We start from the raw sequence: 19690 nt of genomic DNA, 5'->3' as shown, positions 1-19690 counted from the left end.
GGCGAATGATTATTCGCCCCTACAGGTTGACGCCATCAACCGTGGACAGAAAAGATAAGGGGCGCCGGTGACGGCGCCCCTTATTTATTTAGACGGCTCTTTTGCCGGACATGGAGTAGGCGAGGACGGCGAGGCCGGCGAAGAGGAGCGGGATGCCCGCCATTGCCATGGGCGTCAGGCGCTCGCCCAGGAACAGGATGCCCAGGAGGGCGGCTACCAGCGGCTCGGCCAGGGAAAGGGTGACAGCCGAGGCGACAGGGACGCTGCGCAGCCCCATAGCGAAGAGCCAGTACGACAAGGCGGTGATGACGACGCCGAGATACAGAACCACCATGGTGCCCCGTGCCGTCGCCACCCAGGTGATATCGGTCAGAAAGAGCACCGGCAGGAGCAGGAAAGCGCCCAGGCAGAAGACCACCGCCATGACCGCTTCCGAGGTCCGGTCCGGTAGGAGTACCTTGATGGCCATGGTGTAGCAGGCATAGGAGGTGCCGGCGCCAAGCGCCAACAAAACACCCAAGACGTCGATGGCGATACCACCGCCACCGGTCACGAGCAGGCTGCAGCCGGCAGTGGCAAGCACGGTGGCGATTCCCCAGGCACGTCCCGGGCGCTCGCCCCGGACCACGAACCCAAGGATGCCGGCAATGACCGGGGAACTCCCGATGGCGACCAGGGTGCCGACGGCCACGCCGGTCCGGTGCACCGCGGTGAAAAAGGTCAGCTGGTAGATGGCGACGAAACCGCCGGCGGCAAGGGTGCTCCAGAAGGGCCAGCGCCCCTTGCCAAGGCCGCCCTTGAAAATGGCAAGCAGCATGAGGGCGGCTCCGCCCACCAGGAGACGGAAGGCACCGACGCTCCAGGGGCTGACGCCGGCGGGGGAAAGGGCCTGGGCAGTGCCGGAGCTCCCCCAAAGGGTGGCGGCAGCAAGAACGAGCAGGGCGCCGCCTGCGGCGCCCTTGGTGGCCGGCGCTGCTGCGGTGGATTTTGGTGCTGTGGTCATGGTCGGGCTTTCTGTTAAGTCGGACCGGTCTGGCTGACTGGTCGGACTGAACGGACTAGGCGAACGTGTGGACGCCGGTCATTAGCTGTGCTCGCGGGTGGCATGGAAGATGAGTTCCTTCCAGTTCTCCATGGTGTTGTCGAGGCGCCACTGGCTCCCGGCCAGGTAGGCCAAGTTACCTTCACCGTCCAGGTAGAGGCTCATCGCCTCCTTCTTCTGGAACTCGTCCAGTTTCTTCCTGTCACCGGTGACCCAGCGCGCGGTGACGTAGGAAACGGGTTCGTAAGTGGCCTTGACGCCGTACTCGTGCTCCAGGCGGTGCATGACCACGTCGAATTGGAGCATACCGACCGCACCGACGATCCAGTCCGCCCCCATGAGCGGGCGGAATACCTGGGTGGTCCCCTCCTCGGCGAGCTGCACCAGCCCTTTCTCCAGCGACTTGGACTTAAGCGGATTGAGGATGCGCACCTTGCGGAAGTGCTCCGGCGCGAAGTTCGGGATGCCGGTATATTTAAGATCTTCGCCCTGGGTGAAGGTGTCGCCGATCTTGATGATGCCGTGGTTGTGGATGCCGATGATGTCGCCCGCGTAGGCCTCGTCGACATTGGTGCGGTCCTGGGCCATGAAGATGGTGGCGTTGGAGATCTGCATCTCGCGCCCAAGCCTCAAATGTTTCACCTTCATGCCGCGCACGAACTTGCCGGAGCAGATGCGGAAGAAGGCGATGCGGTCGCGGTGCGCCGGGTCCATGTTCGCCTGGATCTTGAAGGTAAAGCCGGTGAAGGGCTCCTCGTAGGGATCCACGGTGCGGCTGGTGGTCTCGCGCGGCAAGGGCGACGGGGCGTTCTCCACGAAGGAGTCCAAGAGCTGCTGTACCCCGAAGGTGTTGATGGCGGAACCGAAGAAGACCGGCGTCTGCCTGCCGGCGAGGTAGGCCTCGGCGTCGAAGGGATGTGCCGCGCCTTCCAGGAGTTCCACATCGTTGCGCAGTTCCTCAACCTGGCTCCCCAGGAGCTCGTCCAACAGGGGATCGTCCAGCCCTTTGACCGTGATCACCTCGCCCACGCCGCGATCGGCCTCGGGATCGTAGAAGGTGATCTCCTTGGTATAGAGGTGGTAGGTGCCGCGGAAGCGCTTGCCCATGCCGATGGGCCAAGTCATCGGGGCGCACTGGATGTTAAGGGTGCTCTCGATGTCGTCCAGGAGGTCGAGCGGCTCGCGCCCTTCGCGGTCGAGCTTGTTGATGAAGGTCATGATCGGCGTGTGGCGCAGCCGGCAGACCTCCAGCAGCTTCTTGGTCTGGCTCTCGACACCCTTCACCGAGTCGATGACCATCAAAACTGAGTCAACTGCGGTTAAGGTTCTGTAGGTATCTTCCGAAAAGTCATTATGGCCGGGGGTATCGAGGAGGTTGATCTCGAAATCGCGATAGGTGAACTTCATCACTGAAGAAGTAACCGAAATGCCGCGCTGCTTCTCCATCTCCATCCAGTCGCTGGTGGCATGGCGCGCCGACTTCCTGGCCCTGACCTCACCCGCCTGCTGGATGGCGCCGCCGAAGAGCAAAAGCTTCTCGGTGATGGTAGTCTTACCGGCGTCGGGGTGACTGATGATGGCGAAGGTGCGACGCTTCTCTATTTCTTGTTCGTTGAACCGCATCAACTGGAACTCCCGTTAAAATTGTCTGGACAAAAGAAAGGCGAAGAGGGTATCTTCGCCGGATCACGACAGAAAAGCATAATTGCACAGCAACCCCCTAAAGGGCAATAATTTTTTTCCGGTGGACCGTCCATGAACGACATCTATCAGCGGCTTCAAGTTGCCGGCGAAGCACAGGATCAGACCGAGATCATCGCGACCCTGACTGCAATAAAAGCCGGTAAGCTGAAAAACGACCTGAGGCTGCTCAACTTCTACCGCGAGGTCCCGGTAAGCTACGGCGCCGAGGTGCTCACGGTAGAGGAACACGATGCGGAACTGCAGGTGAACCAGATCCAGGCCGTCGTGATCGCCCATGAAAAACTGACGGTACTGAAAAGCAGCCACTTCCGCCGGGATGTCGCCGCTACGGTGACCTACGTCAACGTGGAGAAGTCGCGGGTGGTGCTGTCGAACCTGAGCTACGCCCTGGTGCGCGCCGACCGGCGCATGTCGGTACGGGTGCAGCTCGGCTCAGCCGTCGATGCCACCTTCGCCGCCCCGGAAGCCGACGAGGTGCACGGTCGCCTGCACGACATGTCGCTCACCGGCATGTCCATCAACGTGGCGCGGGATCCGGGCCTGCCGGTCAGCCAGAAGGGTGAGCTCAGCATCGCCATCCCCGCCGGATCGATCACCGTCCCGGCGTCCCTCTTGAAAGTGTTTCATCTCGACGACGGCTTCCGGCTGGTCTTCGAGATCGAGCCGTCCCGCGCCGCCGAACTCAGCATTTCCCAATTCATCTTCCAACGTCAGGTGGAAATCATCAAGGAACTCAAGGACCACCCGGGCGTAGCCGCCTAAATCATGCTTTTTGACAGCCACTGTCACCTGGATGACCCGCAGCTCCTGCCCCGACTGGACACGCTCATCCCGGAGGCGGAGGCGGCCGGCATCGCTGCCTTCCTGGTACCGGGGGTGCATCCCTCCGGTTGGCAAGGCATCCAGTCGCTCTCCACGAGCCACCCCCGCATCTTCCCCGCTTACGGCGTCCACCCCATGCACGCCGACCTCGTCACCCCCTCCATACTTGCGACCCTGAAGGTACATGCGGCATCGGCCTGCGCCATCGGCGAGATCGGGCTCGACTACCTGCTCCCCTCCCCTGCCCGGGAACTGCAGCGGGACGCCTTCGCCGCGCAACTGGAGATCGCGATAGAGGCGGGACTGCCGGTCCTGCTCCATTGCCGCAAGGCCTTCGAAGACCTGATCGTCATGCTCCGCGACAGCGGGATCGGCCGTATCGGCGGCGTGATGCACTCCTTTTCCGGGAGCCTGGAGACGGCCGAGGCCTGCCTGAAGCTCGGGCTGCACATCTCCCTATCCGGCACGGTGACCTACCCCAATGCCCGCCGCCCGGTGCAGGTGGCCCAAGCGGTCCCCCTGGAGCGGCTGCTACTGGAGACCGACGCCCCGGACCTGGCGCCGGAGCCCTTTCGCGGCAGCGTCAACATTCCGGCTCACCTCTTGACCACGGCGCGGCGTGTCGCCGACATCAGGGGGATCGCCCTCGACGACCTCGCCCGCGGCACCTATGATAATGCCGTCCGGCTCTTCAAACTTGCCCCTCCTCAGACATAGCACCTGCCGCATTAGACTGTTTTCATTGCGATTTCAGTCATTTGACCTCCTTCCCCGCTTCGATATACTCTTTGCCAGGCAATTCCCATTGAACCGTTACGGAGGTATAGCCATGTTCAAGGAATACACACTGCAGGAAGCGTTGAAACTGGCCATCAAGACCGAGAAGGAGAGCATGGACTTCTACCGGCGGGCGGGGTCAGTGAGCAAGGATGACCGGTCGAAGAAGGTGTTCGACCTCTTGGCCAACGAGGAAGCCGGGCACCTGCGCGCGTTCTTCGACCACTACCGCGGCGGCGACCTGGGCGACATCGACAGCTACCTCGGCTCGCCGCCGGACAAGCAGTCGGCCACCCACCAGGCGCTGGAGCAGGCCATCGCCGCCGACAGCCACGAGCAGAAGGCGCTGGAGATCGCCCTGAAGGAGGAGAAGGCCTGCATCGACTTCTACACGATCCTGGTGAAGGACGTGGTGGACCCGCTGGTGCGCCGCGTCTTCGAGACGGTGATCCGGGAGACCCAGGGGCACTACGACATGATCGAGGACGAGTACATGCGCGTCATGACCATGGTGCACAGCTCGGATCAGAACATCTACGTGAGGGAATAAGTAAGGGAAGGCTGACCGGGTAAGCTGAAAAAGAACTCCAACGTGAAAAGCCTCCGCACCTTTTGGTGCGGAGGCTTTTTTTGTACCTCAACCTCAACCTTATCCTGAACCTGCCTCTAAGCCAGGTACTGGGCGTAGTAGCCTTTGACCTTGGCCAGGTAGCCCCTGGTCTCCCGGGGGAGGGAGTCGGTGCCGTGACGGTCTACGTTGCCAGGACCCCAGTTGTAGGCGGCCAAGGCCTCGTCGACGTTGCCGTTGTAACGGCGCAGCATGTCCTTCAAAAACCTGGTGCCGGCCATGATGTTCTGCTCGGGGTCGAAGGAGTCGGTGACGCCGAGCCCCCGCGCGGTGGCGGGCATCAACTGCATCAACCCCTGCGCTCCGGCAGAACTCACGGCACGCGGGTTGAAATTGCTCTCCGCCTTGATGACCGCCCTGATCAACCCGCCGTCCACGCCGTAGCGCTGGCTGGCACGCTGGATGATGGCGTCGGTGCCGCTGTCGTCGGAAAGCCCCGGGACCACCGGAAGGTCGCCGGCCTTGAAATGCGCCTGCTGCGCCTGGAAGGCGGCCTCGGGCCCCTGGTCGGCCGCAGCTTCGCGGGTCTCGGCCGCCGCACTGCCGCTGGAGGGAAGCTGCTCCAGAAACCGGTTCAACAGGCCCTGCACGTTGACGTTGGCAGCGGCAGGGGAAGACGCGGCTGCGTCACCACCACCGATCGCCAGGGCGGAACTAAGCATCTTCAGCCGCAGCGCCTCGGCTGCCGCCTGCGGCGTCACGACGATGGGCGCGCCGCCTTGGTCCAGCATCTGCTGGAAGGGTACTGCCGGCGAACCGGAGCTGGCGGCGGGTTTCTTGCCCCCCTCCACGCTCCCCGGTGCCATGGTTATCGGATTGATCGACATATACTCCCCTCTTACGGGGAAAGCGTTGTCTCCCCGTAAACCAGTTTCTTCTTCTTCAATTTCTCGATGAGCGTGGTGCGCTTCAGGTTCAAAAGTTCGGCGGCCTCTTTCTTGTTGCCACCGCTCTTCTCCAGGGCCTGCATGATGAGCCGGTTCTCGAACTCCTCGACGGCGCTGTTCAGGCAGAAGCCGTCATCGGGGAGGTTGATCATGTGCTCGCCGTGCGCCACCGGGGCGATGCGGCCGCCGCGGTACTTCTCGGGAAGGTCGTGGACATTGATCACGCCGTTCCCCTTGATGATGACCAGGCGCTCCACCAGGTTCTCCAGCTCGCGCACGTTGCCGGGCCAGTCGTAGCTGCCCAGGGTCTCCATGACCTGCTTGTCAAAACCCTGAACCTTGCGCTGCTTGCTCCGGTTGAACTTCTCCAGGAAGCTGTTCAACAAGAGGGGGATGTCCGCTCCGCGCTCGCGCAGGGGGGGGAGCATGATCGGGATCACGGAAAGCCGGTAGTAGAGATCCTCGCGGAACTCCTTAGAGGCGACCATGCCGTCAAGATTCTGGTTGGTGGCGGCGATGATCCTGACATCGACCTTCTTGGAGCGGGTGGAGCCCACCGGCTCCAGTTCCCGGCTCTGCAGCACGCGCAGGAGCTTCACCTGCAGGTTCGCCTTCATGTCCCCGATCTCGTCCAGGAACAGGGTTCCCTTGTCGGCCATCTCGAAGCGGCCGACGCGGGTGGCGACGGCGCCGGTGAAGGAACCCTTGACGTGCCCGAAGAGCTCGCTCTCCAAAAGCTCGTCGGGGATGGCGGCGCAGTTGAGCGCCACGAAGTTCTTGTCGGAGCGGTTGGAGAGGTCGTGGATGGCCCGCGCCACCAGTTCCTTGCCGGTCCCCGACTCGCCCTGGATCAGGACGGTGGAGTCGGAGGTGGCAACCTTCTCGATCATCTCGAAAAGCGAGAGCATCTTTTCGCTTTCCCCGATGATGTTGTTCAGGAGCGCCCTGTTCTTTATGCAAGGCTTAGACCGGAAGCTCTTGCTCTGCAGCGCCTGGTGCTCCAGGCCGCGCTTGACGTGGGTTTCCAGCTCCTCGAGGTTGAAGGGCTTCTCCAGATAGAAGAACGCCCCCGCCTTCAAGAGATTGGCGGTCATCTCGTTGTTGGCGAAGGCGCTGTAGGCTATGGTGACTATCTCCGGGCGGAGCGACTTGAGCTGCCGGATGAACTCCAGACCGTTCACCCGCGGCATCATGATATCGGTGATGACCATCTGCACGTCGTGCATCTCGATCTTCTGCAGGGCGTCCTGCCCGTCAAAGGCCTGGTAGACCTGGTACCCTTTGTAGCTCAAAAAGGCGGCCACGAAGTCCCGCGTCTTCTTGTCATCATCTGCGATCAGTATTTTCGGCGTTTCCATCGTTTCCCCGATTTCGGTTAAAGTTGCTGAGATTTAAGCCGATACAAAAACGGTCAACGTCCGAAACTATAGCGAGTTCTTTCGGCAATGTCAATTAAATGACTTAGCCTAAATATGAAGCCTGTCAATTTTTTGCCCGACCTCCGGAAACCACCACCGATACAGGGGCTTGAGCCGCCCTGGACGGCGCTTCGCGGTGCTGGCAGCGATCTTGCGTTAGAGGAAAAAAATATTCAACCTTTGTCATACCCGGCCGATTAGGGTTCAGTAGGGCTGGCGCCACGCGTCGGTCCCGATTACACCGCAGAGGGAGGGTCCATGGAGACCGCACTCACCAAGGTTAAAAGCGAAGAGTACGGGGGCGAGCTGATCCAGCTGGTGAGCTTCAACCTCGAAAAAGAAGAGTACGGCATCAACGTCCTGATGGTGCGCGAGATCATCCGGATGCTCAACATCACCCGGGTACCCAACACTCCTCACTACGTGGAGGGGGTCATCAACCTGCGCGGCAAGGTGATCCCGATCATCAACCTGCGCAAGAAGTTCGACCTGTTGGACACCGACTACGACAAGCGCACCCGCATCATGGTGATGGAGGTGGTGGGCGAGTTGATGGGGTTCATCGTCGACGAGGTGTCCGAGGTGATCCGCATCTCCGAGAAGGAGATCCAGCCGCCTCCCCCGGTGGTCTCCAGCGGCATCGAGCAGGAATGCATGGCCGGCGTCATCAACCAGGCCGAACGGCTCCTGGTCCTGCTCGACCTGGAAAAGATGTTCTCGGCCGACGAAAGAAGGCTGTTCAGCAACGTAGCGTAAGGCACCAACAGGGGGAAACGCTCCCCCTTTCCGGAGCACAAAAATGGCCATAGACTGCGAAGATCAGGAGCTATTGGACGGCTTTCTCGCCGAAACCACCGAGCTCCTGGAAAAACTTGACGACGACCTGATCTCCCTGGAAAAGAGCCCGGAAGACGCCGACCTCATGAACCGGATCTTCCGGTCCATCCACACGGTCAAAGGGGCGTCCAGCTTTCTGGGCTTCGACATGCTGGTCAAGGTCACGCACAAGACCGAGGACGTCCTGAACCGGCTCAGGAAGCTGGAACTGACCCTCACCTCGGAGATCATGGACGTGATCCTCGAGGCGGTCGACCTCGTCAAGACCCTGGTGGCCGACATCAAGGGCGGCGACATCGTCGAGCGGGACCTGGAGGGGACCATTGCCAAGCTGATCCCCTACCTCTCCGAGAACGCCGTGGAAGCGACCGTGCTCGCCCCCGTCTTCGCCCCCAAAGAGGAAAAGGCTGCCGCCCCCGCGGAAACGCCGGCGCAAGCGGCGGCTGCCGAGCCCGCTGCTGCAGCCGAGGCCAGGCCCGCCGCCCCGCAGGAGGCCAAGGCCGAGCCCGCGCCTGCCCAGCAGGTGGCGCCCGCGCCGCAGCCCAAGCCCCAGCCGGTCAAGGAGCCGCAGAAGGCGCCGGCCAAGGGCGGCGGCGAGGACCTCGCCGACAACTCGACGGTCAGGGTGGACGTGAAGCGCCTGGATGACCTGATGAACCAGGTGGGGGAGCTGGTGCTGGAGCGTAACCGCATGATCCAGCTGCACAGCGATTACCAGACCGGCCTGAGCCCCGCCGACTTCGGCGACGATTTCGGCAAGCTCTCCAAGCGGCTCAACTTCGTCACCTCGGAACTGCAGATGCAGGTCCTCAAGATGCGCATGCTCCCGGTGGAGAAGGTGTTCAAGAAGTTCCCGCGCATCGTCAGGAACCTGGCGCGCGACTTGGGCAAGGAGGTCGACCTGGTCATCTACGGCGAGGAGACCGAACTGGACCGCTCGGTGGTGGACGAAATCGGCGATCCGCTGATCCACCTGATCCGCAACGCCCTGGACCACGGCCTGGAGACCCCGGACCAGCGCCTCGCCTCCGGCAAGGACCGCACCGGCACCGTGGTCCTCTCCGCCGCCCACGAGGGGAACCAGATCGTCATCAGCATCAAGGACGACGGCCGGGGCATCGACCCGGACAAGATCGCCAGGAAGGCGCTGGACAAAGGGCTGGTCACCGACGAGCAGGTCGCCGCGATGGGGACCAGGGAGATTCTCGACCTGATCTTCCTCCCCGGTTTCTCCACCAAGGAGCAGACCACCGACCTCTCCGGGCGCGGCGTCGGCATGGACGTGGTGCGCACCAACATCCGTAAGCTGAACGGCATCATCGAGATCAAGAACGAAGTGGGACACGGCAGCGAGTTCATCCTGAAGCTGCCGCTCACCCTGGCCATCATCCAGTCGCTCTTGGTCGAGGTGGAGAAGGAGGTCTACTCCATTCCGCTCGCCTCGGTGATCGAAACCATGCGCGTCAGCAAGAAGGAGTTCCACATGATCGGCGGCCAGGAGGTCTTGAAGCTCAGGGACTCAGTGCTGCCGCTGCTCCGGCTGCAGCGGACCTTCGGCTGCAACGAGGTCTACACAGACCGGGACACCTGCTACGTGGTCATCGTGGGGGTCGCGGAGAAGAGGATCGGCCTGATCGTCACCAGGCTGCTCGGGCAACAGGAGGTTGCCATCAAGTCGCTGGGCAAGTTCCTGTCCAACCTCCCGGGCATCGGCGGTTCCACCATCATGGGAGACGGCAGGGTGGCGTTAATTGTAGATCCGATCGGACTGGTCGGTGGGGCAGCCTGAGGTGACGATAATGCCATTAGACATGAAACCATTTGACGCTAAAAGCGCCCCGAAGATTTCCGACAAGGATTTCGAGCAGCTTCGGGACTATATATACAACGTCTGCGGCATCTACTTCCACAGCAGCAAGAAGTACTTCCTGGAGAGCCGGCTGGCGCGCAGGATGGAAGGGACCGGCTGCAAGACCCATGCGGACTATTACCAGTTCGTGCGCAGCCCTGCCACCGGCAGATCCGAGCTGACCAAGCTCCTCGACGAGATCACCACCAACGAGACCTGCTTCTTCAGGAACATGCCCCAGTTGAACGCGCTGGAGAACAAGTTCCTCCCCGAGATCATCGGCACCAAGGGGAAGATCGGGTTCAAGAAGCTGCGCATCTGGAGCGCCGGGTCCTCGTCCGGAGAGGAGGCCTACACCATGGCCATGATCCTCCTCGAGAAGCGCGCCACGCTCCTGAAAGACTGGATCATCGAGATCGTGGGGACCGACATCAACGAGACGGTGCTGGCCCAGGCGCGGGAGGGGGTCTACAACAGCTACTCGGTGCGCAACACCCCTGATTATTACCTGAAGAAGTACTTCAAGGAGGAGTCACCGGGCCGGTTCCTGCTCTCCCCGGAGGTCAAGAAACTGGCCACCTTCAACCAGTTGAACCTCTATGATGACAACAAGATGCTCTTCATGAAGAGCTTCGATTTCATCTTCTGCGCCAACGTGCTGATTTACTTCGACACTTCCTCGAAGAGCAAGGTGGTGCAGCACTTCTACAACAACCTGCAGCCGTATGGCTACTTCTTCGTGGGGCAGTCCGAGTCGCTGCATGGGGTGAACGATAAATTCAAGACCGTGCACTTCCCCGGCGGGTTCACCTATAACAAGTGAGGACGATGCAATGGATAAAGCAGCCATGATGCAGACTGCCCAGGAGATGGTCGAGAGCTTCGTTGACCTCCCCACCATCCCGCACGTGGCCACCCGGGTGATCGAGCTTCTGGACCGTCCCGGCGTCGAGCTGGACGAGGTCGCCGACATGATCCTGGCGGACCAGGTCCTGGCGGCCCGCGTCATCAAGATGGTCAACTCGCCGCTGTACAAACCGGCCAACGAGATAAAGTCGGTGAAACGGGCCCTGATCTACCTGGGCTTCCGCCACATTCGCGAGCTGGCTTTTACCTGTTCCTTCGTCGACGTCTTCGAGGGGCGGGACGGCATCTTCGATGTCCGGACTTTCTGGGAGCACTCCTTCGGCGTCGGCGTGGTTTCCAAGATCATCGCCCAGCGGGTGCGCTACCCGGACACGGAAAAGGCCTACCTGGTGGGGATCGTGCACGACATCGGCGAGGTGTTCCTCTCCTACTACCGCCAGGACGCCTTCCGCGCCCTGCTCGAGTCGGTGAAGGGGCAGCCCTTCCGGCTGGTGGAAAAGGAGGCCGAGTACCTGGGTACCTCGCACAGCGAGATCGGCCTGTGCATCGCCCGCAAGTGGAACTTCCCGGCCGAATACTGCGAGGTGATCGGACTGCACCACGACCCGGAGCAGGCGGTCCTCGACCCGACGCTCTGCGCCATCGTCAACCTGGCCGACCTGTTCTGCTCCGTGCGCCAGCTCGACTACGGCGGGAACTCCTGGGTCACCTTCAACCTCGCCGAGGAGAAGGCCTGGGCCATCCTGAGGGCTTACGCGCCCAACCTTGCCGACCTTGACGTAGAGCGTTTCTGCTACGAGCTTGATGACCGCGTCCCCGAGATCCTGGACATGGTCAAATCGATCTTCCAGGGCATAGGAGCCAAAGAACCGTCATGATTCCCGCAACCTCGAGCAAACTGAAGGTACTGATCGTCGACGACTCCTCCTTCATGCGGATGGCGATCCGGGGCATCCTCACCAAGGCACCCGGCGTGGAGATCGTCGGTATCGCGGCCGACGGCATGGAAGGGGTGGAAAAGGCCCTGGCCCTCAAGCCGGACCTGATCACCATGGACGTCGAGATGCCGCGCATGGACGGCATCGCCGCGCTGAAGCAGATCATGGCCAAGCAGCCCACCCGGGTACTCATGGTTTCCACCCTCACCTGTGAGGGGGCGCGCGCCACCTTCGAGGCGCTCGAGGCGGGCGCCATCGATTACGTCCCCAAAAACGTGAGCGACTGCAAGGACGCGCAAGCCTCGTTCCAGGCGGCGCTCCTCGCGAAAGTGCGCGAGGCTTCCGTCTCCGCCATACCTAGGCGCGCCGGCATCGGCCTCGTGCCCCGTGTGGCGCCAGCGGCCCAGGTGCGCCCCTCCCAGTTCGCCAACCGCCGGGTCGGCTTCGTCGGCATCGGCGCCTCCACCGGCGGCCCGGTGGCGCTGCAAGAAGTGCTCTCGCGCATCCCGGTCAATTTCCCGCATGGCATCGTGGTGGCCATCCACATGCCCAAGGCCTTCACCGGCCCCTACGCGGAAAGGCTCAACGCCAAGTGTTCGTTGTCGATCAGGGAAGCGGTGGACGGGGATATCGTCAAGGGGGGGCAGGTGCTGATCGCTCCAGGCGGGATGCACACCACCCTGGTCAAGCAGGGGAGTAACCTCGTGGTGCGCACCCAGCCCACAACCGAGTTCCCGCAGTACATCTACATCCCTTCCGTGGACCAGATGATCACCTCCATGGCCGATGCCAGCGGCGGTGCCATGTTGGGGGTGATCCTGACCGGGATGGGGAACGACGGGTTCAAGGGGATGAAGCACCTGAAGGAAAAAGGGGGGCTGACCCTGGTGCAGAACGAGGCCACCTCCACCATCTACGGCATGCCGCGCGCCTGTATCGACGGCAAGGTGGCCGATGTGGTGCTGCCGCTGGACCAGATCGGCTTCGAGATCGGCAGGATCGGCTAGACTCAGCGCCGCGCCTCGATCAGGAGCCCTCCGTCCACCATCCTGACCCGTGAGCGCGAGAAACCTTCCCGTTTCAACCGGAACAGCACGACGGGGGCGGCAAGCCCCCCGCATTCCGGGACGAAGAGCCTCAGCTCTCCCGAGGCGTCCAGGTAGAGCCCCATCCCCCCCCTGATATCGGCAGGATCACACCGACGCACCTCACCCGGCTCGATCGGCCGGGGTGTGCCGCCTTGCGCCGGATGAAGCGCGTGCCAGATCAGCGCGACGGTACGCAGCACCCTTTTCATATCCTGGTCTCCACGTGGTCAGGGACCGCCTCTCGCTGCGCCCCCCTCCCCTCCGGTTCCCTGACCGCCTGTCCTTTCGCGTTACCGCGACTTCCACAGTAGACCCCGGCAACCACCAGCACCCCTCCGAGGAACTGCGGCAGCACCACCCGCTCCCCCAACAGCAGCGCCGCCTGCAGGGCGCCGAAGAAGGGGACCAGGTTGACGAACACCGCCGCCCGGGCGGCGCCGATCTGCCCCACCCCCTGATACCACCAGACAAACCCCACCACGGTCCCCAAGAGCGCCAGTTGCAGGATGGCGAGCCACCCGATCCAGCTGAAGGAGGGCCAAGGGCCGCCCAGTACAGCATGCTCCAGAAGTGCCGCCGGGAAGAGCAGCATGGTTCCGAAGAGCGCGGCGTATGCCGTCGCGGCCAGGGGCGTGAAGCTCGCCAGGGCCTTCTTGCCCAGGATGGAATAAAGCGCCCAGCAAAGAGGTGCGCCCAGCATGATGAGGTCCCCCTTGTTGAAGGCGAAACCGGCGAGGACGGCCCAGGATCCCTTGGAGATCACCACCGAGACCCCCAGCAGTGAAACCAGGAGCCCGACGCCCTGGGTCAGGTTGACCCGCTCCCGGAGCCAGAGCGCCGAGAGCACTGCGGTGAGCAGGGGGTTGATGGCCACGATGAGCGCGCCGCTGGTGGCGGTGGTCAGCTTTAGGCCGGTGAAAAAGACGGCGTTGTAACAGAAGATGCCGGTGACGCCCAGGCTGAAGAGGAGCGCGAGCTGGCGCCCCCCGGCGGGAACCGGGAAGGATTTCCCTTCCTTGCTGGCGTACCAGGCGGTGAGCGCGATCAGGCAGGTGGCGGCTACCGTGAAGCGGCAGGTGGCCGCGAAAAAGGGGGGCGCCTCTTTTACCGCCAGACGCGCCGCGACGAAGGTGCCGCCCCAGAAAAAGGTGGTCAGCACCAGTTTCAGATATACCGATCTCAGATTACCAGTCATGCCCACAACACCCCGCCGAGGCCCACGCGGCGAAGCGCTGCACCTCTACCCAAACTTCTTTTACTGCTCACTTCCCCTCCAAACCGCGGGTCGTTAGAACCAGCGGATCAATTCATGTTCCATGTCGATCTGGTAGCGGTGCTTGCGCAGGAAATCCATCCCGAGCAGGCCGTCGTGCAGTCCTGAGCTGCCGCTGTAGGCGATCAGCTCCACGTCCATCGAGGTGTGGGCGTAGGGGCCGACCGTCACCGCGTCGACACGGACTACTTTGGAGCGGACCACCCTGCCGTCGGCCAACTCCGCCTGCGCGTTCGCGGCAGAGCGTAAATCAATCGGGAGCCTGCTGGCAACACTTTCGTGCAGGGCGGTCCTGGTGGCGCCGGTATCGAGGACCAGCTCCAGCCTGATCGCCTGGCCGCCCTGCTTTACGGTCACCGGCACCAGCACCTGGTTGTCGACCACGCGCACGCTGGTGACGACTTCGCCCGCGGAGGGCGTCGTCGGGGCCGCGGCGGCTCGTTCCTGGCGCGAGGAAAGCTGCTCCGCCCCTCTCCGATCACTTTCCCAGTCCTGCTCCGCGCGCGACGGTACCGGTTCACCAGCCTGCGCCGGCGGTATGGGCTCCGACTCTTCCACCATCTGCTGCGCCTGCGCCAGCTGGGCCTGCTCACTTACCCCATAGGGCCAAAGCAGGTAAAACATCACCCCTGCGACCGTCAGCAGGCAGGCCAGCCCGGTAGCGGTTCTGGCGGGCGACCCCGGGCCGCCACGGCGCGCTGGTCCACCTGACAAGGCTTGGGCGTACCCGGTGAGCTTCTTCGCGATCAGGGGATCGGGACATGCCTCACCAAGTTTCGCGAGCGCGGATGCCGACTGCCGGTCACCCTCCTTGATCAGCGGGATCGCGATGGAGCTCAACAGATCCATGACGGCATCCTGCAGACGGCGATACCCCACCGACCCGTCGGCCCGGCCCAAGGCGGGGAATACCAACCGCTCCACGTCGCTCAGCGCCGCGATGCGCAGTTCGCGCCTGGTCGCAGCCTCGGTACTTTCCCGCAGCTCGAGCGCGACCCTTTCCTTTATTCCCCTGCACAGATGCTCGAGATCCATAACGGCCACCCACGGCGGATCAAGTCCGCGACGTATAGCAACTGTTCGGCGACGACAGCAAATTCTAGCGCACTATGGGCAGCGCGTCTGCGCGGGCGGGCGCCACGCGGAAAATTGCAGCGGCACCTCGAGGCTCAGGATGAGCGCCCGTCCTCCCCCGCCTCCGGCACCGCCAACACGGCGGCGCCGTCCAAGCTGGCGGCGAGGCGCAAGACGTAGAACAGGATGACGCAGGCCGCGCTCCAAGTCACGAGCAGGATGCCGCACCAGATGCCGGTGAGCCCCCACCCGAGCACGTCCGCCAGGAGGTAGAAGATGGGTATCGGGAACACGATCTGCCGCGCCACGCCGATCACCAGCGGGAATGCCGGACGTTTCAGCCCCTGCAGCACCGCCACGCTGGTGTAGAGGATGACGTAGGCGGTAAAGACGAAGGACTCGAAATGCAGGTAATGCACTCCGATGGCGACCACGACCGGGTCTTTGCTGAATAGTGATACCAGCGGCCTGGCGGCAAGGAAGACGGCGGCGGTACCGAAGCTCATCAGAATCATGCCCGCCCGCAGCGAAGTCCGAATGGTGAGGACCACGCGTTCTATCTGCCTGGCGCCGCTGTTCTGCGCCACCAGCGCCAACGTCGCCACGTTCATCCCCATCACCGGCAGCAGGGCGATCTGCTCGATCCTGGTGCCGATGCCGTAGGCGGCCACCGCGTCGGAGCCAAAGCGGGCCACGAAACGGGTGATGACGAAGATGCCTATAGCGACGGTCATCATGTTCAAGCTCGAGGGAAATCCCAGTTTGGCGAGCTGTAAGTAGGCCTGCCGGTCCGGGAGCAATTCCCGGAAGCGGAAATGCCTGAGCATCCCGGACTGCCTGACCCGCATCAGCATGTAGCAGTTGCCGATCGCCTGCACCAGCACCGTCGCCCAGGCGATACCGGGAAGGCCGAAGGCCGGAAGGCCAAGGCCACCATACATGAACCAGGGGTCGCAGACCAGGTTGAGGAAGAAGCCGAGCACGAGGTAGTTACGGAAACTGCGGCTGTCACCGGTCGCGTTCAGGATCGCGTTCAGCACGTAGTTGACCAGGAAAAAGATGCTACCGGTGAAGATGCAGTTCATGTACTGGAGGGCAAGCTGAAGCACCGTCCCCTTGGCGCCCAGCAGTCCGTAGAGGAACGGCGCAGAGGCAAGGCCCACCAGCATCACCAGAATCCCGTGCACCAGGCCGAAAGACAGGGTCTGCCCGGCGAGGTGCCGCGCGCCGTCACGATCGCCGGCGCCGAGGGCGTGACCGATAAGCGAGGTGGCGCCCGTGGAGATGCCCGCTCCGATGGCGATGATCAGGAAAAAGACCGGAAAGGAGAGCGACATGGCCGCGAGGGCGTCGGTGGAGATCCTGCCGCCGTAGAAGGTGTCCACCACGTTGAACATGGTGTTGAAGAAGTAGCCGATGCTGGTCGGCAGGGCGATCTTGCGGATCAAGCCCGGGATGGGTTGGTTTAAAAGGTCGTGGCCGCTTTGCGACATGGTGCTCCTCGGTGCGGGGTCAGGCATCCCCCTCCCCTCCCGGGAGGGGGGCGGTTCGGTTGCATCGAAGGCTCAAGCTTACACGCCCTCTGGGCAAAAAAAAAGAGCGGCGGGGCCGCTCTTCTCATTTGTTTTTGTGTCGGACGCCTAGCGCCCGGACGCCTTGCCGGCCACCTGCACCCTGATCAGGGCGCGCTCGAGAGCGGCCTCGTAGATGCGGAAGTTCTTGTCTTCCGGGGTGAGCGACTTGAGCTCGGTCTCGGCACGCCCAAGGGCTGCCTTGGCACGCTCCAGGTCGATCTCGTCGGCCCTCTCGGCGGTCTCGACCAGTACGGTGACCTGGTCGTTTTCCACTTCGAAGTAGCCCCAGTTGAGCGCCAGGTGGTGCAGCACGCCATCCTTCTTGTAAGCCAGCTCGCCGATCTTCAGCGAGGTGAGGAAGGGGGCGTGGCCCGGAAGGACGCCGAACTCGCCGAGGGCACCGGTGGCGGTGATCTCGTCCACTTCTTCGGACATGACCTTCTTGTACGGGGTTACCAGTTCAACCTTCAGTTTTTCAGCCATATAAACCTCTTGAGGCGCAGGCGGATGGAGAGGGGGACAGGCACCTTGCGGAGCCAGTCCCCTTTTCCTTAAGCCTTAAGCCGTACCAGATTAATTACACCGCAAGCTTCTGAGCTTTCTCGATAGCTTCCTCGATGGTGCCGACCATGTAGAAGGCCTGCTCCGGGAGGTCGTCGTGCTTGCCGGCGATGATCTCGCTGAAGCCCTTGATGGTGTCTTTCAGTTCGACGTACTTGCCCGGGGAACCGGTGAAGGCCTCTGCCACGTGGAACGGCTGGGAGAGGAACTTCTGGATCTTACGAGCGCGGGCAACGACCAGCTTGTCCTCTTCGGAAAGCTCGTCCATACCGAGGATCGCGATGATGTCCTGGAGATCCTTGTACTTCTGGAGTACGTACTGAACCTGACGCGCGATGGCGTAGTGCTCGTCGCCGATGACCTGCGGATCGAGGATCCTGGAGGTGGAGTCGAGCGGGTCCACTGCCGGGTAGATGCCGAGCTCGGCGATCTGACGGGAGAGAACGGTGGTCGCGTCCAAGTGGGCGAAGGCGGTTGCCGGAGCCGGGTCGGTCAAGTCGTCGGCCGGTACGTAGATCGCCTGAACCGAGGTGATGGAACCCTTGTTGGTCGAGGTGATGCGCTCCTGCAGCTCGCCCATCTCGGTTGCCAGGGTCGGCTGGTAACCAACGGCGGAAGGGATACGGCCGAGAAGCGCCGAAACCTCGGAACCCGCCTGGGTGAAGCGGAAGATGTTGTCAACGAAGAGGAGCACGTCCTGGCCTTCCTCGTCACGGAAGTACTCTGCGATGGAGAGCGCGGAGAGAGCAACGCGGGCACGTGCCCCCGGAGGCTCGTTCATCTGGCCGTACACGAGGGCGGCCTTGTCGAGAACGCCGGACTCTTTCATTTCCATCCAGAGGTCGTTCCCTTCACGGGTACGCTCGCCGACGCCGGCGAAGACGGAGAAGCCGCCGTGCTGCTTGGCGATGTTGTTGATGAGCTCCATGATGAGAACGGTCTTGCCGACGCCTGCGCCGCCGAAGAGGCCGATCTTACCGCCCCTGGCGTACGGAGCGAGGAGGTCAACGACCTTGATGCCGGTGGTGAACGCTTCGACCTTGGTGGACTGGTTTACGAAGAGCGGCGCCTCGCGGTGGATGCCGTACTCTTTCTCGGCGCCTACCGGACCCATCTCGTCAACCGGCTCGCCGATGACGTTGAGGATGCGGCCCAGGGTCTTCTTGCCTACCGGCACGGAGATCTGTTTGCCGGTATCCATGACCTGCTGGCCACGAACCAGACCGTCGGTACCGTCCATTGCGATGGTCCTGACGGCGTTCTCGCCCAGGTGCTGTGCGACTTCCAGAACCAGGTTGAACTCCTGGTCGTCGATCGCGGGGTTGGTTACCCTGAGAGCCTGGTAGATCGGGGGAAGCTTGCCCGGCTCGAATTCGACGTCGATAACTGCGCCGATGACCTGCGATATTTTTCCGAAGTTCTGACTCATGTTTAAACCTCTTCCTTTTGCGGCCGAGAGGGCCACATATTTTTATAAGTGTTAACCCTTGATCGATTCAGCGCCGGAGATGATTTCCATCAGCTCCGTCGTGATGGCAGCCTGGCGCGCCCTGTTGTAGATCAGGGTCAGCTTGGCGATCATCTCTGTGGCGTTTTTGGAAGCCGCATCCATCGCCGTCATCCTGGCGCCGTGCTCGGAAGCGACCGACTCGAGGAGGGCCTTGAAGACCTGGACCTCGATGTGCTTGGGAAGGAGTTCGTCCAACAGCGCGCCCTTGGACGGCTCGTAGATGTACTCGGTCCCGATTTCGTCCTCGTCGCCGGCCTTCGGTGCGATGGGCAGGAGCTGCTCCAGGGTGATGTCCTGGGTCATGACGCTCTTGAAGGCGTTGTAGATGATGAAGACTTCGTCGTACTCTTCCGCCAGGTATCCCTCGATCAGTTCGGCGGCGATCAGGGCCGCGGTCTGGTAGGAGAGGGTGGAGAAGATGTTGCCGTGATGTTTGCGGACCGTGTGACGGTTCCTCAGGAACTCGTAACCCTTGCGGCCGATGGTCATCAGGGTCATTTCCGAGTAGTCGCCCTTGCGCTCCTTGAGGAAGCGGTCAGCGGCCTTGGAGAGGTTGGCGTTGAAGCCGCCGCACAGGCCGCGGTCCGAGGTCACCACCACCAGAAGGGCGCGACCTCCGTCGCGCTTCACCATGAGCGGATTGGCATCCGACTCCTGGGTCTTGGCAAGCCGCTCAAGCACCTCCGCGAGCTTCCCCGCGTAGGGGCGCGCAGCGACCACGTTCTCCTGGGCGCGACGCAGCTTGGCGGCAGAGACCATCTTCATGGCCTTGGTGATCTGCCGGGTATTTTTTACGGATACGATCCGTTTCTTGATGCTCTTAAGGTTTGCCATTCGCTAA

Annotated in this window: 19 protein-coding genes; 8 read left to right on the top strand and 11 right to left on the bottom strand. The window is 62.5% G+C overall.

Going from position 1 to position 19690, the window contains the following annotated elements; all coding sequences use genetic code 11:
* Window positions 1–88: 88 nt before the first annotated feature.
* Together JFN90_RS01830 and JFN90_RS01825 are read right to left on the bottom strand one after the other, a co-directional pair.
* Window positions 89–1003, bottom strand: a complete 915-nt coding sequence (locus JFN90_RS01830; RefSeq protein ID WP_199393395.1) for an EamA family transporter — start codon at window positions 1001–1003, stop codon at window positions 89–91.
* An 81-nt stretch (window positions 1004–1084) separates the two neighbouring features.
* On the bottom strand, window positions 1085–2665 hold the full coding sequence (locus tag JFN90_RS01825) for a peptide chain release factor 3 (protein WP_407931910.1): 1581 nt from the start codon (window positions 2663–2665) through the stop codon (window positions 1085–1087).
* 132 nt (window positions 2666–2797) lie between these two features.
* Here JFN90_RS01825 and JFN90_RS01820 point away from each other — a divergent pair, with 132 nt between their 5' ends.
* From JFN90_RS01820 to JFN90_RS01810, 3 genes are all read left to right on the top strand, one after another.
* On the top strand, window positions 2798–3508 hold the full coding sequence (locus tag JFN90_RS01820) for a PilZ domain-containing protein (RefSeq protein WP_199393393.1): 711 nt from the start codon (window positions 2798–2800) through the stop codon (window positions 3506–3508).
* A 3-nt stretch (window positions 3509–3511) separates the two neighbouring features.
* Entirely contained in the window at window positions 3512–4285 is a 774-nt protein-coding gene (locus JFN90_RS01815; protein ID WP_199393392.1) for a TatD family hydrolase, read from the top strand.
* Between the two features lie 112 nt (window positions 4286–4397).
* A complete protein-coding gene (locus tag JFN90_RS01810) occupies window positions 4398–4895 on the top strand; it encodes a ferritin-like domain-containing protein (protein ID WP_199393391.1) in 498 nt (165 codons plus the stop codon).
* A gap of 116 nt (window positions 4896–5011) precedes the next feature.
* Here JFN90_RS01810 and JFN90_RS01805 read toward each other — a convergent pair whose 3' ends face one another.
* Together JFN90_RS01805 and JFN90_RS01800 are read right to left on the bottom strand one after the other, a co-directional pair.
* Window positions 5012–5800: a lytic transglycosylase domain-containing protein gene (locus JFN90_RS01805; protein WP_199393390.1), complete on the bottom strand. Its 789-nt coding sequence runs from the start codon at window positions 5798–5800 to the stop codon at window positions 5012–5014.
* Window positions 5801–5811: 11 nt separating this feature from the next.
* The gene (locus JFN90_RS01800) at window positions 5812–7218 is read right to left on the bottom strand and encodes a sigma-54-dependent transcriptional regulator (RefSeq protein ID WP_199393389.1); all 1407 of its coding nucleotides are present in this window, start codon (window positions 7216–7218) and stop codon (window positions 5812–5814) included.
* A 318-nt stretch (window positions 7219–7536) separates the two neighbouring features.
* Between JFN90_RS01800 and JFN90_RS01795 the strand changes: the two genes are divergently transcribed.
* The 5 genes from JFN90_RS01795 to JFN90_RS01775 are packed head-to-tail and all read left to right on the top strand — an operon-like array spanning window position 7537 to window position 12776.
* On the top strand, window positions 7537–8034 hold the full coding sequence (locus JFN90_RS01795) for a chemotaxis protein CheW (RefSeq protein ID WP_199393388.1): 498 nt from the start codon (window positions 7537–7539) through the stop codon (window positions 8032–8034).
* Between the two features lie 43 nt (window positions 8035–8077).
* The gene (locus JFN90_RS01790; protein WP_199393387.1) at window positions 8078–9904 is read left to right on the top strand and encodes a chemotaxis protein CheA; all 1827 of its coding nucleotides are present in this window, start codon (window positions 8078–8080) and stop codon (window positions 9902–9904) included.
* 10 nt (window positions 9905–9914) lie between these two features.
* Window positions 9915–10787 (top strand): CheR family methyltransferase, encoded by an 873-nt coding sequence (locus tag JFN90_RS01785; RefSeq protein ID WP_199393386.1) that lies wholly within the window; start codon window positions 9915–9917, stop codon window positions 10785–10787.
* Between the two features lie 10 nt (window positions 10788–10797).
* Window positions 10798–11709: an HDOD domain-containing protein gene (locus tag JFN90_RS01780; protein ID WP_199393385.1), complete on the top strand. Its 912-nt coding sequence runs from the start codon at window positions 10798–10800 to the stop codon at window positions 11707–11709.
* A complete protein-coding gene (locus JFN90_RS01775; protein ID WP_199393384.1) occupies window positions 11706–12776 on the top strand; it encodes a protein-glutamate methylesterase/protein-glutamine glutaminase in 1071 nt (356 codons plus the stop codon). The genes JFN90_RS01780 and JFN90_RS01775 overlap by 4 nt, the downstream gene beginning before the upstream one ends.
* Window positions 12777–12778: 2 nt before the next feature.
* Here the strand turns inward: JFN90_RS01775 and JFN90_RS01770 are convergent, their stop codons facing one another.
* The 7 genes from JFN90_RS01770 to atpG all read right to left on the bottom strand — a co-directional run bounded on the left by JFN90_RS01770 (window position 12779) and on the right by atpG (window position 19683).
* On the bottom strand, window positions 12779–13066 hold the full coding sequence (locus JFN90_RS01770) for a hypothetical protein (protein WP_199393383.1): 288 nt from the start codon (window positions 13064–13066) through the stop codon (window positions 12779–12781).
* Window positions 13063–14052 carry a DMT family transporter gene (locus tag JFN90_RS01765; RefSeq protein ID WP_199393382.1) on the bottom strand — a complete coding sequence of 330 codons (990 nt, stop codon included), beginning with the start codon at window positions 14050–14052 and terminating at the stop codon, window positions 13063–13065. The genes JFN90_RS01770 and JFN90_RS01765 overlap by 4 nt, the downstream gene beginning before the upstream one ends.
* Window positions 14053–14145: 93 nt before the next feature.
* On the bottom strand, window positions 14146–15165 hold the full coding sequence (locus JFN90_RS01760; RefSeq protein ID WP_199393381.1) for a retropepsin-like aspartic protease: 1020 nt from the start codon (window positions 15163–15165) through the stop codon (window positions 14146–14148).
* A gap of 134 nt (window positions 15166–15299) precedes the next feature.
* On the bottom strand, window positions 15300–16724 hold the full coding sequence (locus tag JFN90_RS01755; protein ID WP_236018795.1) for an MATE family efflux transporter: 1425 nt from the start codon (window positions 16722–16724) through the stop codon (window positions 15300–15302).
* Window positions 16725–16844: 120 nt separating this feature from the next.
* The gene (locus JFN90_RS01750) at window positions 16845–17261 is read right to left on the bottom strand and encodes a F0F1 ATP synthase subunit epsilon (protein WP_199393380.1); all 417 of its coding nucleotides are present in this window, start codon (window positions 17259–17261) and stop codon (window positions 16845–16847) included.
* Between the two features lie 94 nt (window positions 17262–17355).
* On the bottom strand, window positions 17356–18768 hold the full coding sequence (atpD, locus tag JFN90_RS01745) for a F0F1 ATP synthase subunit beta (RefSeq protein ID WP_199393379.1): 1413 nt from the start codon (window positions 18766–18768) through the stop codon (window positions 17356–17358).
* A 51-nt stretch (window positions 18769–18819) separates the two neighbouring features.
* A complete protein-coding gene (gene atpG / locus JFN90_RS01740; RefSeq protein ID WP_199393378.1) occupies window positions 18820–19683 on the bottom strand; it encodes an ATP synthase F1 subunit gamma in 864 nt (287 codons plus the stop codon).
* Window positions 19684–19690 lie beyond the last annotated feature (7 nt).

This window comes from Geomonas propionica, from assembly GCF_016458235.1.
Lineage (GTDB): Bacteria > Desulfobacterota > Desulfuromonadia > Geobacterales > Geobacteraceae > Geomonas > Geomonas propionica.
This window is presented reverse-complemented; position numbering and strand designations above follow the sequence as displayed.

Excerpts from the sequence above, each read along its gene's own strand:
- JFN90_RS01830 (WP_199393395.1), bottom strand. The coding sequence starts at position 1,003 with ATGACCACAGCACCAAAATCCACCGCAGCAGCGCCGGCCACCAAGGGC.
- JFN90_RS01825 (WP_407931910.1), bottom strand. The coding sequence starts at position 2,665 with ATGCGGTTCAACGAACAAGAAATAGAGAAGCGTCGCACCTTCGCCATC.
- JFN90_RS01820 (WP_199393393.1), top strand. The coding sequence starts at position 2,798 with ATGAACGACATCTATCAGCGGCTTCAAGTTGCCGGCGAAGCACAGGAT.
- JFN90_RS01815 (WP_199393392.1), top strand. The coding sequence starts at position 3,512 with ATGCTTTTTGACAGCCACTGTCACCTGGATGACCCGCAGCTCCTGCCC.
- JFN90_RS01810 (WP_199393391.1), top strand. The coding sequence starts at position 4,398 with ATGTTCAAGGAATACACACTGCAGGAAGCGTTGAAACTGGCCATCAAG.
- JFN90_RS01805 (WP_199393390.1), bottom strand. The coding sequence starts at position 5,800 with ATGTCGATCAATCCGATAACCATGGCACCGGGGAGCGTGGAGGGGGGC.
- JFN90_RS01800 (WP_199393389.1), bottom strand. The coding sequence starts at position 7,218 with ATGGAAACGCCGAAAATACTGATCGCAGATGATGACAAGAAGACGCGG.
- JFN90_RS01795 (WP_199393388.1), top strand. The coding sequence starts at position 7,537 with ATGGAGACCGCACTCACCAAGGTTAAAAGCGAAGAGTACGGGGGCGAG.
- JFN90_RS01790 (WP_199393387.1), top strand. The coding sequence starts at position 8,078 with ATGGCCATAGACTGCGAAGATCAGGAGCTATTGGACGGCTTTCTCGCC.
- JFN90_RS01785 (WP_199393386.1), top strand. The coding sequence starts at position 9,915 with ATGCCATTAGACATGAAACCATTTGACGCTAAAAGCGCCCCGAAGATT.
- JFN90_RS01780 (WP_199393385.1), top strand. The coding sequence starts at position 10,798 with ATGGATAAAGCAGCCATGATGCAGACTGCCCAGGAGATGGTCGAGAGC.
- JFN90_RS01775 (WP_199393384.1), top strand. The coding sequence starts at position 11,706 with ATGATTCCCGCAACCTCGAGCAAACTGAAGGTACTGATCGTCGACGAC.
- JFN90_RS01770 (WP_199393383.1), bottom strand. The coding sequence starts at position 13,066 with ATGAAAAGGGTGCTGCGTACCGTCGCGCTGATCTGGCACGCGCTTCAT.
- JFN90_RS01765 (WP_199393382.1), bottom strand. The coding sequence starts at position 14,052 with ATGACTGGTAATCTGAGATCGGTATATCTGAAACTGGTGCTGACCACC.
- JFN90_RS01760 (WP_199393381.1), bottom strand. The coding sequence starts at position 15,165 with ATGGATCTCGAGCATCTGTGCAGGGGAATAAAGGAAAGGGTCGCGCTC.
- JFN90_RS01755 (WP_236018795.1), bottom strand. The coding sequence starts at position 16,724 with ATGCCTGACCCCGCACCGAGGAGCACCATGTCGCAAAGCGGCCACGAC.
- JFN90_RS01750 (WP_199393380.1), bottom strand. The coding sequence starts at position 17,261 with ATGGCTGAAAAACTGAAGGTTGAACTGGTAACCCCGTACAAGAAGGTC.
- atpD (WP_199393379.1), bottom strand. The coding sequence starts at position 18,768 with ATGAGTCAGAACTTCGGAAAAATATCGCAGGTCATCGGCGCAGTTATC.
- atpG (WP_199393378.1), bottom strand. The coding sequence starts at position 19,683 with ATGGCAAACCTTAAGAGCATCAAGAAACGGATCGTATCCGTAAAAAAT.